This window comes from Nocardioides dilutus (genome assembly GCF_054779555.1).
The window spans coordinates 1,643,534-1,657,352 of the sequence record NZ_BAAGYA010000001.1 but is presented as its reverse complement, the minus strand read 5'-3'; the positions used below and the strand labels follow the sequence as shown (position 1 = coordinate 1,657,352).

Sequence of the window (13,819 nt, the reverse complement as noted above, 5' to 3'; positions counted from 1 at the left end):
CCCTGCGGCGGTCAGCCCGCCGCAGGCTACTTCGATCCCGCTGCCGCCAGCCTCGTGGAGATCGGCTCGAGCAGGGTGATCAGCTCGTCGAGCTCTCGCGGCTCCAGTCCGTCATACGGGGCCTCTGCCAGGACGTCGGTCAGTGACTCGATGCGGTTCTTGGTCGCCCGCCCGGCGTCGGTGAAGCGACCGGAGGCATCGAGGAGGCCGCGGTCGCGCAGACCCTCCATGACGTCGGCCAGGCGTGCCTGCGGGAGGTGGTGGATGCGTCCGAACGACTCCGCCGGGTAGATGCCGCTGGCGAGGGCGTTGAACACGTGGGCCTCGGTCCCGCCGATCCGCTCCGAGACCAGGGCAGCGACATGACCGTCCCCGCGATGCTCGCGGAGCATGTTGGCCGCGTGCCAGAGCCGGGCCACCGGCTCCTCGGGGATCGGGAGGGTTCGGAGCGCGGCGTACATGACCCGTCCCTCCGTCGGGGCGCTGGTCGAGGCCTTGGCGAGGAGGTCGGCCGCCCGGGCGAGCTCCGGGGTCTCGACGAGGTCGCCGAGGATCCGCCGCAGTGCCGCCACGCAGCCCTGCTCCCGCGCGGCGTGCGCCGCCTCGGGCGTGGTCGTCTCCCAGACCTTGGGAATGTGGCGGGCCACCTCATCCTCGGCGAAGCTGTAGAACGCGGCGTGCACCACCTCGGCCGGAACGCGACCGAGCGGCGCAGACCGTCCCGCGAAGTAGCCGTCCCAGTAGTTGCGGAAGCCGAGCGTCGCCATCGAGTCGTTCGGTTCCTGGGCGAAGAAGTTCACCAGCGCGATCGGCTCGATGAGCTCGAAGAGGCGGCGGGCGACCGGTTGCGGATGCGGCATTCGTCTCAGTGCACCACGCGGTAGCGCACATGGGTGGCGTACGGCGAGCTGACGACCTTGACCACCTCGAGGTCGACGTCCTTCTCGAACCCGTCGAACAGCCGCTTGCCGGCGCCCAGGATGACCGGGGCCGTCGAGATGACCAGCTCGTCCACCCGGCCCGATGCCAGCCCCTGGCGGATCAGGTCGGCGCCCCCGCCGAGGCTGACGTCGCCGTCGCCGGCGGCGTCGATCGCCTGGTCGAGGGCGTTGTCGAACCCGGAGACGAACTGGAAGCCGCTCTCGGCCGGCGGCGGGTCCTCGAGCCGGTGCGTCAGCACCATCAGCGGTCCGCCGAACGGGTTGGTGCCGCCCCACGCGCCGGCGGCGTCATACATCCCGCGACCACAGACACCGGCCCCGAGCCCGGCGACCATCTCGTCGAAGAACTCCTTGTCCGGACCGTGCATGGCGAAGTCGTGGCCACCCTCGTAGGTCCACGGCCCACCCATCACCCAGTAGTGCAGGCGCTCCCCGCCGCGACCCAGCCCCTGCCCGGGGTGGTCGTCAGGACCGGTGACGTAGCCGTCGACGGACGTCGTGATGGATGCGATGACCTTGCCCATGGCTTCTCCTCGAACGGTGTTGGCCATGACGACCCGCGAGGGCGACTGGACTCATCGCAGCACGTAGCCTCGCCCCGTGATGGTTCGGGTGCACGTCGCGCTGCTGACAGTGATCGCGCTCCTCCTCGCCGGACACCACCCCGAACCAGCCCGAGCTGACCCTGCCCGGATCGACACTGCCTGGACCGACACGGTGCCGGCCGCGGACCAGGCGCAGGTCGTGAGGTCGGCCACCGTGCGGCTCGTGTCCGGAGAGCTCCTCCGGGTCCTCACCCGAGCAGACGGATCGGTCGTGTCGACGCTGCTGGCCGGCTCCTCCCACGCACGCGGGGCGCTGGTCCGGTGGCGCGCCGGCGCCGACACGTTCGTGCTGCCGCAAATGCCGCGGTCGATGCTGCGCAAGCTGGACCTGTCGTTGTTCGACGTCACCAGGTTGGAGACCTACGGCGACCGGGTGCCGGTCACGGTCCGCTTCGAGGCCGACGCAGTGGTCCATCGGTTGCCGGGCCTCCGGCTCGATCGCACGAGTCTCCGCGCGACGTCGAGGGCGCGTGTGGTGCAGGGGTCGTACGGCCGCGGCTTCCCTGGCCTGTCAGCCGATGACCTCGCTGGTGTCGCGTCGATCCGCCTCGCCGACCCCGGCAGGAGGGCACCGGGGCGGACCGCGCAAGACGACGCTGCGACGCACCGGGTCACCGTGACCGTGCGCGACCGCAAGGGCGATCCTGTGCCTGGCGCCGTGGTCACCGTGTCAAACGTCGCGGACGGCTCGATCTACCAAGACGTCACCGGGGATCAAGGGGAAGCCCGGTTCGACGTGCCCCAGGGTCCTTACAGTGCGATCGGCTTCACCTTCCGCCGCCTGGTGATGGCCCCCGAGTTCGACGTCGCATCCGACCTTGGTCTCGCTCTCGACACGAGCGCAGCCACCGTCAAACCCCACGTCAGCCTGCCGGGCCACCGCGTGGTGGACTCTGCTCTCAGCCTGACCCGGACTCCCGACAGCGGGTTCGGGATCCCGTTCAGCTTCTCCGGCCCGCGCTTCTTCATGCGGGTCCAGCCAGCCCCCGCCGACGTGGCTCATGGGGCGTTGGGGACCGGGGTCTCGGCGACTCTCGCGCCCAAGGGGACAGGCGGTGAGCCCTACGACCGGCTGGCGATCACCGCCGACGTCGCGCAGGGGGTGCCCGACAGCCTCACCTTCGAGCATCGACGCCGAGACTTCTCCACGGTCGTCCAGTGGCTGTACGCGAACGGTCCCCCGGGACTGCGCCAGTCGTTCTTCGGCGCCTTCGGACGCATCCCGAACGGCTTCATCGACATGTTCACGGGCCACGAGTTCGCCGTTCAGGTGCCAGGCAGGCGCGTGGTGTTGTTCCAGGCCGGCGACGACTCGTCCTACCAACAGACGGTGATGCCGCTGGCCACCCCCGCGGACGGCGACGACCTCTCCCAGCTGATCGCGGTGGGCCGCTTCCCCCGTGCCGGAACGGTGCGCAGGATCGACTTCGCGCACGGTCCGGTCGGCCCGGGCTACCGGGGCGGGGCAGCCCGGGCCGCTGACGTCATCCGACGAGAGAAGGGCCGCCTGGTCGGCAACGTTCCCCTCTTCGACAGCTCCGGGGCCGCGCTGATCGGCGTCGCCGACAGACAGAACGCCGAGTGGTCATTGAGGTCGGGGCACGACCTCCTTGCCCGCGGCCGTGGGGACGCGCGACTGCGCGTTCCGGTGCCCAAGGGGCAACGCGCTTACGTCCTCACGGCCACCTCGCGGCCGGACTCCTCCAGCTGGACCCTCTCCACCCTGGTGCGCGACGAGTGGACCTTCCGCTTCGGCGGGGAGCGCATCGCCGCGCCGTTGCTGAGTCCTCAGTACGCCCCGCCCGTCTCGTTGAGCGGAGCCATGCCGGCGGGTCCGACCTCGTTCCGGCTGGCCTTCCGCTCACTGACCGAGGCCGACCTGCCCATCACCAGCGCGCGCATGCAGTGGTCGACGGACGACGGACGCTCCTGGCGCGACGCGCGGCTGACACGGCTCTCGCGGACGTCGTTCCGGGTGGCCTATGACAACCCGAGGGCCGGCGCCGGACGCCGGTTCGTGTCGTTCCGCATCGTCGCCAGCGACGGTCAGGGCGACCGCGTGGTGGAGACGGCGATGCGGGTATACCGCCTGGGCTGATCCGACGTCCCTGCATGGGATGCGAGTGTCCAGGCCAGGCGGCTGACCCGGGCACCGGACCTTCGGACCATTGCCCCTAGCCCGGCGGAGTCCGAGCGGCAAGGCTGTGCTCGTGACGAAGGAAGGGGATGGAGGGACCGCGAAGGCACGCACCCGAGGGGCATGGCTGCCGCCGCGCTGGTTCATCGTCGGGTTCTGGCACGGCCACCGCGCGCTGCTGCGCGCGACCGGCGGCCGATTCGGTCTCTGGCGGCCGAAGCCGGGCGGCTGGGGCACCCTGCGCCTGACCACGACCGGGCGTCGTTCGGGCCAGCCACGGCAGGTCGTGTGCGGCTACATCGAGGACGGTCCCAACCTCGTCACGATGGCGATGAACGGCTGGGGCCCGGCGGAACCCGCGTGGTGGCTCAACCTGCAGGACAACCCCAACGCCGTCGTCCAGACCCGCGACGGCTCCCGCCCGGTCCGGGCGCGGCGCGCCGAAGGCAAGGAGCGCGAGCGGCTGTGGTCACGCTGGGCCGAGATCGACAAGAACCTGGAGGAGTACGCCGCCCGCCGGCCGAACGAGACCGCCGTCGTGGTCTTCGAGCCACGTGACGACGACGAGCCCGGCGCCTGAGCAGACGCGGAGGATCAGCCCGCCGTTGCCATCGCCGACGCCCGGCGCGGTGCCACGAGCCGCCCGGCCAGGAGATCCCGCACCGCGCTTTCGACGTGGGCCGGGATCTGCTCGCGAGGCGTTCCTGCCAACAGCGCACCCCGGACGGCTCGCCCGACGCACCGCATGACCGATCCGGCCGGGAACTCCGGGTACTCGCCGACCATGCGCAGGGTGAGTGACATGAGCTCGTCGTGCACGTTGATCACGGCTCGCTTCGTGGCCGAGCTCGCGTCCACCATGTGCGTCGCTGCCATGGCTCCACACCCCCTCGTGATTTGGGGTCAATCCTTGGTCGTGGCAGAGGACTCCGAGCAGGGGCCTTGGCCATCCGGGCGATGGGACTTTGGTCCAGACGTGTCGGCTGCCGGCCGCCCTGGCGGTCGGGCGGTCGACGAAACTTCAGTGGTCCATGTCGAGAGACCCGCGAGCCGTTCGACGTACGTGCGACAAGCAACGCCCCCGCTACCACTAGGAGTGATCGAGATGCCCCGCTTCATGGGATTCGTCAGGATGGAAGAGGGCGTCGGCACGCCGCCGCAGGCGCTGTTCGACGCGATGGACGTCTACATCGGCGAACAGGCCGCCAAGGGTGTGTTCCTCGACGGTGGCGGTCTCTACGGGACCGAGGACGCCGTGAACTTCGTGGTCCGCCAGGGCGAGGTCAGCCGGGTCGACGGACCCTACGCCGAGGCCAAGGAGGTCGTCGGAGGCTGGGCGATCCTGCAGTACGACACCCTCGAGGAGGCGGTCGCCGACCAGCGGGAGTTCGCCGAGCTGCACGCGAAGCACTGGCCCGAGGTCACCGTGATCTCGACCCTGCGCCAGATCTCCACAGGCCCAGAGGCGCCCGCCGACTGAACGGGGCTCACTACGCTGGCAGCGTGCCGGCGGCGAGCAGTACGGATGGCCCGACCGAGGCCGTCTTCGCCGCGTGGCGGGCCGACTCGGCCCGCCTCGTCGGCGCTCTCACTCGGATGACCCGCGATGTGGCGCTCGCCGAGGACCTGGCACAGGACGCACTCGTCGCCGCGCTCGAGCAGTGGCCCGCGACCGGCGTGCCGGACAACCCGAGCGCGTGGTTGATGACCACTGCGAAGCGGCGCGGCATCGACCACTTCCGCCGCGCCGACACCCTGCGCCGCAAGCTCGCAGAGCTCGACGACGCCCGCAGAGGAGAGGAGGCGCAGATGCCCGACCTCGACGGCCAGGTCGACTACATCGAGGACGACGTCCTGCGGCTCATCTTCCTGTCCTGCCACCCCAGCCTGACTGCCGAGTCCCGGGCCGCCCTGACGCTGCGACTGGTCGGGGGGCTCACGACCGCCGAGATCGCCCGCGGCTTCCTGACCACCGAATCCACCATGGGTCAGCGCATCTCGCGAGCCAAGAAGACGCTGTCCGCGGCGCGCGCCGAGTTCGAGCTGCCCACTGGGCCGGAGCGGACGAGGCGTCTCGACGACGTCATGGCCGTGATCTACCTGATCTTCAACGAGGGGTACGCCGCCACCGCCGGCGAGGACTGGATGCGTCCCGACCTGGCGGGCGAGGCGGTCAGGCTCGCGCGCATGCTGGCGGCTGTCGCGCCCGACGAGCCCGAGGTGCTCGGGCTTCAGGCGCTGATAGAGCTGCAGGGCTCGCGAATGGCGGCCCGACTCGACGAGGACGGCGCGCCGGTGCTGCTGGAGGCCCAGGACCGGACGCAGTGGGACCAGCTGATGATCCGGCGCGGGAGGGCCGCGCTGCAGCAGGCCGAGCGGCTGGCCGCCGGCGGGAAGCCGGTGGGCAAGTACTTCCTGCAGGCCTCGATCGCCGCGGAGCACGCCCGCGCAGCGCGCGCCGAGGACACCAGCTGGCGCCGGATCGCGCAGCTGTACGACGTCCTCGCCGACGCCGCGCCGGGACCGGTCGTCGAGGTCAACCGGGCGGTCGCCCACGGGCGGGCGTTCGGCCCGGACGCGGGGCTCGCCGTACTGGAGGCGCTGGACGCGGGTGCGCTCGGCGACTCGCCGCTCGTGCCGAGTGTCCGCGGAGACCTGCTCGAGCGGGCCGGGCTGCACGCGCAGGCCGGCGCGGCGTTCACCGATGCGGCCGCGCGCACCAGGAACGAGAGCGAGCGTGCACTTCTGCAGCGTCGGGCCGCCCAGAACCTGGCGCGCGCGGGGAGGGACGAGAGACCACTCCCGAGGTGACTAGTGGCCCTATCGCTGTCCAGTGACGCCGCCGATGCTGGAACGATCCCAGAAGCCAGCGACTCGAGGAGGGGTCATGGTCGTATTCGTGATTGTCGTCGTGGTGATCGTCGGCATCGGCATCGGCCTCTACCTGCGCAGCTGGCTCGGCGAGGAGTCGCGGCGCGAGGCGCACCTGAGAGACCCCAACACGCACACCGTCGCCTATGCGATTCCCAACGGCGTGGATCCCGTGACCGTCGAGTCCGCGTTGGCGCGAGCTGGTCTCAACTCCGGGGTCGACCGCATCGGCATGACCGAGTGCGTTGTCATCGAGTGCACTGAGTCGCAGCGTGAGCAGGTCCGAGCTGTCATCGAAGGCGTCCCCATGAATGCGTACGACGGCTCGCAGCTCCAAGCGGGGCACGTCGTATTCGAGGACGAGCGCTGACGTCGCCGACGGCCCTCTGCAGCTTGAGCGGACGATTGCTCAGCGGGCACGAAACCCTGGCGGTTCGTGTACACAGGAGGCAGGACGGCGATGGAGGACGCTCGTGCGCGTGGTCGAGAACGTCGTCATCAGCGTCCTGTTGAGTGGCCTCGCTGCTGTCGCGGCTCTGGTGGCCACCTTGCCCATCCAGGGCAATGACAGCGACCCGCCGGCCTGCGCTTCCATCGTGAACCTCAGCGTGAGTTGCTCCGAGTCGGCCTCCTGGCAGGCCTCTCTCATCGTCGCGATGGTGACTTTCGTGCTGGTCATGGTCATCGTCACCTGGGCTGGGCGACGACCCAGTAAGGCTGTGCAACCCACCTGAATTGACTGCCGCGCTCGCACTCAAGGCGGCAGATGAGGGACGGTCGGCTCCCCGTCGGCTCATCAAGGGATCCAGACGAACCTGCAGTTCCCATGCCGAGTTCACCTCGGGGAGTGCGGGTTGAGCGACATCCCTTGATGAAACTGTGGCGACCTCAACTCGGCAGGTCCGTGCGTCCACTCAGGCGGAGAGCAGGTAGGCACGGGACGCCACAGGTCCGGGACACACTGCGGATGGCCCGGCATCTGGATCTAGGGTCGTGATGGTGAGCGATCTCCCCGTCCTCGACGCCGAGGACCAGCGCATCCTCGGCAGCCTGCTGGAGAAGCAGACGACCGTGCCCGCGTCGTACCCCCTCACCGCCAACGCGCTGCGGTCCGCCTGCAACCAGACGAGCAACCGGGACCCTGTCGTCGACCTCGACGAGCAGACCATCCTGCGGACCGCGAAGGCCCTCAAGGAGCGCGGGCTGCTGCGGATCGTGTGGTCCGACACCGGCCGGCGCACGCTGAAGTACCACCAGGTGCTCGACGAGCAGTTGGGCCTCGCGCCCGACGAGCGCGCGCTCCTCACGGTGCTGCTGCTCCGGGGCGCCCAGGCGCCGGGCGAGCTGCGCACCCGGACCGAGCGGCTGCACGGGTTCGCCGACCGAGGCGAAGTGGAGGCGTGCCTGCACCGGATGGCGAGCCGCCCGCAGCCGCTGGTGCGCGAGCTCGAGCTGCGACCCGGGCAGCACGACCGGCGCTGGGTCCACCTCCTCGGACCCGTCCCCACCCAGGACGCCGCAGCGGTGGGTGTCGACCGGGACGCCGTGATCGCCGACGGCGCCGACGTTCGCGACGCCAAGGTCCGGTCGTCCTACGACGCCGTCGCGACGTCGTACGCCGACCACCTCGCCGACGAGCTGGCGGCACTGCCGTTCGAGACCTGGCTGCTCGACCGGGTGCTCGCCCACGCGGGCGGCCGGCCGGTGGTGGAGGTCGGGTCCGGTCCCGGGCACGTCACCGGCTACCTGGCCGAGCGGGGCGCCGACGCCACGGGCATCGACCTCTCCCCCGGGATGGTCGCCGAGGCCCGCCGGCGCTTCCCCGGCGCGACGTTCGAGGTCGGCGACCTGCGCCGGCTGGGCCGCCCTGCCGCGAGCTCCGGGTGGGCGGCGGTGCTGGGGTGGTATTCCCTCATCCACTTGGGGGCCTCCGAGCTGCCCGACGCGGTGGCGGCCCTCGCCCGTCCCCTCGCGCCCGGCGGATGGCTTGTTCTCGCCCTGCACGCCGGCTCCGAGCTCCGCCACGCGGACGAGTGGTTCGGCCACGAGATCGACCTCGACTTCGTGCTGCACGAGCCGGCGGACATGGTCGCGCTGGTCGAGGCGGCCGGCCTCGTCGACACCGAGTGGTACCGACGCGGTGCGGTCGCCGCGAGGGGCGAGACCTCGGAGCGGCTGTACGTCGTCGCGCGCAAGCCCGTTTGACAGAGACGGCCATAGCGCACAGCCGACCGAGTCGCGCCCATGAGTGCCACAAACCATCTGCTCGAGGTCATCGAGCCGGTCGTCGCGAAGAACTTCCACAACCACTTCGGAATGGCGCAGGAGGCACCTCACGTGGGTGCCCCGTGGAACGAGGGCCGCGATTGCGGCCCTCGCCGGTGAGCACTGGGCGCGGCGATGTCGAAGAGCGATTGGCCGGCCGTCGCTCACGGCCAATCAAGTCATTGACTTCAACGGACTTGCAGCCATGACGTCGTCTGCGTCGCCGCAGGCAGCTCAGTCCTCGACCACAAGCAGATCGTCCACTGGTTGGACAACACGCTCTGCCGCCTCGAGGTACTCACCGCGACCCGCGGAGGGCTGAGTTCCGAGTCCCGCCCCCCCATCGCGGGCGCGCCATAGCCTTGCGGGTGTGACCTACCGCCAGTTGCGATCTCAAAAACGCCGGAAGCTGCATCAAGCATCCGCCCACCAAGAAGTTGAAGCAGATCTCGGCAAGTCGGTGGCGCAGTTGCACTCGACTATTCGTGACGTGGGTAACTCCTCCCACAAGTCGCAGCGCCAAACAACGATGTTCACTGTCGTGGCGTCCGTACTTGGTTCACTCGTCGTCGCGGGAGCCGGCGCAGCAGTGGCGATTCGGACCACCGACAAGCAACTAACTGATCAAGAAGAACAGTCGTTCGTAAACTTCCGCCGAGCGCAAAGTCAGACGGCCTATGTTGAGCTACTCCAGGCACACAACACGCTGGTACGTACACAGCGAAAGGCCAAACGGGCTTTGGTCAAGGAGTTTCGTGGACCCGCTCTCCGAGAGGTCTTCGTCAAGCTGACGGAGGCAGATGCAGCATTCGCGGATGCGACGCAAGTAGTCGCTGTTGTGGGGTTCCGCAGCGTACGAGAAGCACTGGTCGATCAGGAGTGCGCGAGCGTGCGCACCGATACGACACAGACACTACGAGGTCTGAGTCGAAGCCCCATCGGCTCGGTCAAGAGCGATGCGAAGGACCTTGAAGCGCAGATTAGGCGTGTGGAAGCCTGCGGTCATGCCTTCGGCATCGCCATCGAGGACGAGGACGAGGTGAAAACGCAGAACCTAGATGGCAGTTAGCGCCCTCCGAGCTCCCCGGACCGCTGGCAGCGCTGGCCCGTCCGATCGTCCTGGTCCTCGCGCTGCACGCCGGCTCCGAGCTCCGCCACGCGGACGAGTGGTTCGGCCACGAGATCGACCTCGACTTCGTGCTGCACGAGCCGGCGGACATGGTCGCGCTGGTCGAGGCGGTCGGCCCCGTCGACACCGAGTGGTACCGACGCGTTGCGGTCGCCGCGCGAGGCGAGACGTCGGAGCGGCTGGACGTCGTCGCGCGCAAGTCCGCCTGAAGGCGGCGTACGCTCGCGAGCACCCGACCGAGGACACTGGTACGCGCATTGTGGCGATGTGCCCCGGGGTCGCTATGGGCAACGTTCCTGGAGAGTCTCGAACTCAGGCGGCGCGTCGTCGTTGATCTGGACGTTGAACCGCCAGCTCGCCTCGAGCGCCTCGAACATGCCCTTCTGGGTGTCCCGAGCGAGAACCCAGCCGAGCGGGGCCTCCACGGAAGAAAACTTGGGCGGCTGGCCGTCCTCCCCCTCAGTCTCGAGCAGTGGGGCGAGACGCACGAATCGGTTGCAGGCGGACACCCCATTGAGGCCGTAGGCGCGGGAGATGTCGATCGCCAGTGCCTGCTCCATCGGTGTGGTGTCGACGGTTGTCGTGCGCTTTCCTGCGGTGGCCAAGGGCACCGCCAGCTCCTTGGGACGGTCGGCTGGCGGCGGGGGATTCACCCGCGACCGATAGTGGTTCTCCAGCATCACGAACCAGGGCTCCACCAGCAGCGCCTTGCCTTCGGCGTCCCTCGGGCAGCCGGCGCTGGGACCGCTCCCCGAGGTAACGGCGACGTTGCACCTAAGCACGCGCGGCTTCACGGCGTCCCAGACCTGGAGCAGCGTGAGGATCCCGGTGTTCTCGAGGTACCCGCCGTCGACGACGTATGTGGTCGTCGTCTTGTCCAGGTTCGGCGGAAGGTCTTCGCGGTTGATGTTCTCCCCGCCGGGCACCAGGCACGTGTCCAAGGCACCCGACGGGGTCACGAATGGGAACCGCGCGGAGAGCAGTGCCGCCGTCGTCGCCCGGATGGTCTGAACGTCGTCCGGGGAGCTCGACCTCGTGGGGCAGTAGTTCTTGAGAGACTCTCGCGTCTCGGACCGCTCGGATGGGAGCAGACCGTCGAGAACGTCGACCGATCCCGAGACCGCCCCGACAGGGGCCACGCCGGTCGCGGTGACGGGGTTGGTGAGGCAGCCCGACTTACCCGAGCTGATGCCCCGGACGTTGGTCACGAGTACGCGACAGCCGTCGTTCACGGAGGCGCCGTTGAGGAGGATGACCGGCCCGCCGCGGGCCGACCACCACCCATCGCCCAACTCGGTCAGGTTCTTCTCCTTGTCGTCGGCGCCAGGTTTGTGGCTGAACACCTGATCGGGGGCGGCCGCCGCCCACGCGTCCTCGAGCACGGCGCCGCGGTCGCGCCAACTGCCGCTCAGTGTCGTGAACGGCCGTGGCAGGTCGCGCAGCAGCAACGCGGAGAGTGTCTGCGCCATGGGTCCCTCGTCGGTCATCAGGCCCACGCTGTCGCTGGCGCTGGCTTCCGGAGGCTGAGCCAAAGCTGTGGTCAGCCCCACCGACCCCCCGGACACGCCCGAGGCTGCGAACAGGTTCTCGGGACAGAACCCGGCATCCGAGAAGACCTTGTCCATGCCGAGGGCGGTCCAGTACGCCGCCTTCCCGCCGCCACCGGGTGACGCGACGAGCACGAGCGGCACACGGCCCGGTCCGTCACCCTCAGGCGTCCTGAGACAGCTCGCCAGTTCGGACGCTGTGAACTGCCGCCCCCAGTCGGTGACCGCGACGTTGAGAGTGCGCCGCAGCGGGGGCGCATCGGCCTCGCCGGGATCCAGGGACAAGGTGCGCGCGTCGTGGTAACCCCGGCCGGAGAAGGCGCTCATGACCAGCCACACGACGACCAGCAGGGTCAGCCAGGGGGTGCGAGGACCGAGGCCCAGCTCGGTGAGCTGGTGCCACGACCAGTAGCGCGACAACGCACCAAGGCCGCCGATGAGCAGGACGTAGGCCGACACGGAGAAGAGCAGCGTCGCCACTGTGCCGACGTCGTCCGAGCGGCTCGTGGCGATCGCCAGCACCACGACCGCGACCAGGTTGACTGCTGTCAAGGTGCCGACCCACAGTCGCCAACCGAGGTGGGAGAAGTTGAACTCCGCCCACGTGTCGCGAAGCGAGACCATGCACAGCAGCGCCGCCAAGGCGGGAGCCGCGAGCGCCAGCAGCAGCGCGATCCGCATGATCAAGTCGTCACTGGTGGTCTCAGGGCCGGTGAGCATGAACAAGGGGACGACAGCCCGCACCATGGCGAGGCAGAAGATCAACACCGCGCCGGAGACGAGCAGAGACGTGACGACCCGTGCTCGGGCCACCTGGTCGTAGGAGTCCGCGAGGACGGGCGTCACCGCCTCGTCCGTCGTGATATCCGGCGCCTCGTCCGTCGCGACCTCGGGCGCCTCCTCCTTGAAGCTCAGGTACATCCTGCGGATCAACCGCGCGACCACCAACACTGCCCCGGCGACTAGCGCCGGCGCCAGGACCGGGAAAGCCGATTCGTCGATGTCCTCGAAGGCGAGGTGCACGAAGAAGAGTGCCGCGCTCAGCGCCGCGCCGACGACGACCACAACGACATTGCCGTTGTCGATGCTCTTGACCTCGGTCGGCTTCGTCGACGGCACGCACACCGTGGCCAGCGTGACCATGAACAGCAGAAGCCCCAGCACCGACCAGAGGATCCGTTGCGGTTCGTCGCCCGCGTTGTCGATCTGGGCGCGAACGACATCGGGCATCTGGTCGAGCGCCCCGCCGCCCGGGACGGCCAGGAGGAGACCGAGGAGGAGCACAAGGACCACCACGCCCACCGGTGGGCCGACGGCGAGGCTGGACTTGTTTCGCTCGTCGCGGGTCAGCCGGCTCCGGCGCAACGACCAAGCGCCCTCGGACCCCGGCCATGCGTAGAGCAGCAGGATCACGACGAGGTTGAGGACCAGCGCGGTCCACTTGAGGTTGGAGAGGGCATGGATCAGTCCGGCCTGACCGGGTCCGATCCCGAAGTCACAGCCGCCGCCCAAGGGCTTGCAGCCGAAGATGAAGAACGTCGCCAGGGTCTCGGCCTCGTCGAGCAGGACATAGCTCCCCGGTAGGGCGTACAGCCACAGGAGGCGGCTGCGCGCACGCGCCCGCACGTAGCCCCCCACGTGCTCAAGGGCAAGCGGGTCCTCCGGGCTCTTCCGGAGGAACGCCACCGCAAGGTGCCACTTGGCCACCGGCCACGCTCGACGGAGCTGCCGGCGCCGCCTCTGCCACCACGTCCCGGTGAGGGGGGTGCCACCGGGGACGACGGGAGCAGGACAGCCCTTCGGCGCCCTGAAGGTGACCGCGATAAGAAGGCGGCGCAGGGCGATCCCCAGCAGCAGAGCGAACAGGAAGTCCAGCGTGAGGTGCCAACTTACGAACGGCCCGACCAGAGCGTGCTTTTCTTGCCACAGGCCGTCGACGCCGGCCGCTCCCACGAGCTCGTCGGTCACCCAGAACTTCGGCTTCGCGTTTGTGAATACGGAGGGACCGTAGATCTGTCCCGATCCTTCGACACGGACGAGGAACTGGCCGATTAGGGCGAAGATCACGCCGAGCAGCGCCAAGGCGGAGGCCAAGGCGACCGTGAGGGCAAGATAGCTGGCGCGGATGCGTGGTGGTGCGCTGGGGGGCACCCGCCGAGTGTGGGTGTCTTCCGGACGAGGCGGAATAGCCCCTTCACCCCGGAGGCGAGTGGCCCATCTCGCAGCGCTCGGCCCCCTCGACTGGCCAGGGTGAGCAGACCTGATGGCCCGATGGGACTATCGCCGGCCTTCTCAGGATCAACTTGCGAATGGCGGGTTCGATC

14 protein-coding genes are annotated in these 13,819 nt (G+C 69.3%); 10 read left to right on the top strand and 4 right to left on the bottom strand.

Going from position 1 to position 13,819, the window contains the following annotated elements; translation table 11 throughout:
* Positions 1–26: 26 nt before the first annotated feature.
* The gene (locus tag ACYVC6_RS08110) at positions 27–860 is read right to left on the bottom strand and encodes an SCO6745 family protein (RefSeq protein ID WP_460712758.1); all 834 of its coding nucleotides are present in this window, start codon (positions 858–860) and stop codon (positions 27–29) included.
* Between the two features lie 5 nt (positions 861–865).
* The gene (locus tag ACYVC6_RS08105) at positions 866–1,465 is read right to left on the bottom strand and encodes a dihydrofolate reductase family protein (RefSeq protein ID WP_460712756.1); all 600 of its coding nucleotides are present in this window, start codon (positions 1,463–1,465) and stop codon (positions 866–868) included.
* A gap of 79 nt (positions 1,466–1,544) precedes the next feature.
* Here ACYVC6_RS08105 and ACYVC6_RS08100 point away from each other — a divergent pair, with 79 nt between their 5' ends.
* Positions 1,545–3,644 (top strand): carboxypeptidase-like regulatory domain-containing protein, encoded by a 2,100-nt coding sequence (locus ACYVC6_RS08100; RefSeq protein ID WP_460713330.1) that lies wholly within the window; start codon positions 1,545–1,547, stop codon positions 3,642–3,644.
* Positions 3,645–3,756: 112 nt separating this feature from the next.
* The gene (locus ACYVC6_RS08095; RefSeq protein WP_460712754.1) at positions 3,757–4,263 is read left to right on the top strand and encodes a nitroreductase/quinone reductase family protein; all 507 of its coding nucleotides are present in this window, start codon (positions 3,757–3,759) and stop codon (positions 4,261–4,263) included.
* A 14-nt stretch (positions 4,264–4,277) separates the two neighbouring features.
* Here ACYVC6_RS08095 and ACYVC6_RS08090 read toward each other — a convergent pair whose 3' ends face one another.
* Positions 4,278–4,559, bottom strand: a complete 282-nt coding sequence (locus ACYVC6_RS08090; RefSeq protein ID WP_460712753.1) for a hypothetical protein — start codon at positions 4,557–4,559, stop codon at positions 4,278–4,280.
* Between the two features lie 229 nt (positions 4,560–4,788).
* Between ACYVC6_RS08090 and ACYVC6_RS08085 the strand changes: the two genes are divergently transcribed.
* The 8 genes from ACYVC6_RS08085 (at position 4,789) to ACYVC6_RS08050 (ending at position 10,157) form a co-directional block, all read left to right on the top strand.
* Positions 4,789–5,163, top strand: a complete 375-nt coding sequence (locus tag ACYVC6_RS08085) for a YciI family protein (RefSeq protein WP_460712752.1) — start codon at positions 4,789–4,791, stop codon at positions 5,161–5,163.
* 23 nt (positions 5,164–5,186) lie between these two features.
* Entirely contained in the window at positions 5,187–6,494 is a 1,308-nt protein-coding gene (locus tag ACYVC6_RS08080) for an RNA polymerase sigma factor (protein ID WP_460712751.1), read from the top strand.
* 22 nt (positions 6,495–6,516) lie between these two features.
* A complete protein-coding gene (locus ACYVC6_RS08075; protein ID WP_460712747.1) occupies positions 6,517–6,924 on the top strand; it encodes a hypothetical protein in 408 nt (135 codons plus the stop codon).
* A gap of 109 nt (positions 6,925–7,033) precedes the next feature.
* Complete coding sequence (locus tag ACYVC6_RS08070; protein ID WP_460712744.1) at positions 7,034–7,288, top strand: hypothetical protein; 255 nt, start codon at positions 7,034–7,036, stop codon at positions 7,286–7,288.
* 265 nt (positions 7,289–7,553) lie between these two features.
* On the top strand, positions 7,554–8,759 hold the full coding sequence (locus ACYVC6_RS08065; RefSeq protein ID WP_460712742.1) for a DUF480 domain-containing protein: 1,206 nt from the start codon (positions 7,554–7,556) through the stop codon (positions 8,757–8,759).
* A gap of 39 nt (positions 8,760–8,798) precedes the next feature.
* Positions 8,799–8,939, top strand: a complete 141-nt coding sequence (locus tag ACYVC6_RS08060; protein WP_460712740.1) for a hypothetical protein — start codon at positions 8,799–8,801, stop codon at positions 8,937–8,939.
* 250 nt (positions 8,940–9,189) lie between these two features.
* The gene (locus ACYVC6_RS08055; protein ID WP_460712738.1) at positions 9,190–9,888 is read left to right on the top strand and encodes a hypothetical protein; all 699 of its coding nucleotides are present in this window, start codon (positions 9,190–9,192) and stop codon (positions 9,886–9,888) included.
* 128 nt (positions 9,889–10,016) lie between these two features.
* Positions 10,017–10,157 carry a hypothetical protein gene (locus ACYVC6_RS08050; RefSeq protein WP_460712736.1) on the top strand — a complete coding sequence of 47 codons (141 nt, stop codon included), beginning with the start codon at positions 10,017–10,019 and terminating at the stop codon, positions 10,155–10,157.
* Between the two features lie 72 nt (positions 10,158–10,229).
* On the opposite strand, the gene ACYVC6_RS08045 is transcribed toward ACYVC6_RS08050, so the two are convergent.
* Positions 10,230–13,646, bottom strand: coding sequence for a hypothetical protein (locus tag ACYVC6_RS08045; protein WP_460712734.1), 3,417 nt, complete (start codon positions 13,644–13,646; stop codon positions 10,230–10,232).
* Between the last annotated feature and the right edge of the window lie 173 nt (positions 13,647–13,819).

Excerpts from the sequence above, each read along its gene's own strand:
- ACYVC6_RS08110 (WP_460712758.1), bottom strand. The coding sequence starts at position 860 with ATGCCGCATCCGCAACCGGTCGCCCGCCGCCTCTTCGAGCTCATCGAG.
- ACYVC6_RS08105 (WP_460712756.1), bottom strand. The coding sequence starts at position 1,465 with ATGGGCAAGGTCATCGCATCCATCACGACGTCCGTCGACGGCTACGTC.
- ACYVC6_RS08100 (WP_460713330.1), top strand. The coding sequence starts at position 1,545 with ATGGTTCGGGTGCACGTCGCGCTGCTGACAGTGATCGCGCTCCTCCTC.
- ACYVC6_RS08090 (WP_460712753.1), bottom strand. The coding sequence starts at position 4,559 with ATGGCAGCGACGCACATGGTGGACGCGAGCTCGGCCACGAAGCGAGCC.
- ACYVC6_RS08085 (WP_460712752.1), top strand. The coding sequence starts at position 4,789 with ATGCCCCGCTTCATGGGATTCGTCAGGATGGAAGAGGGCGTCGGCACG.
- ACYVC6_RS08060 (WP_460712740.1), top strand. The coding sequence starts at position 8,799 with ATGAGTGCCACAAACCATCTGCTCGAGGTCATCGAGCCGGTCGTCGCG.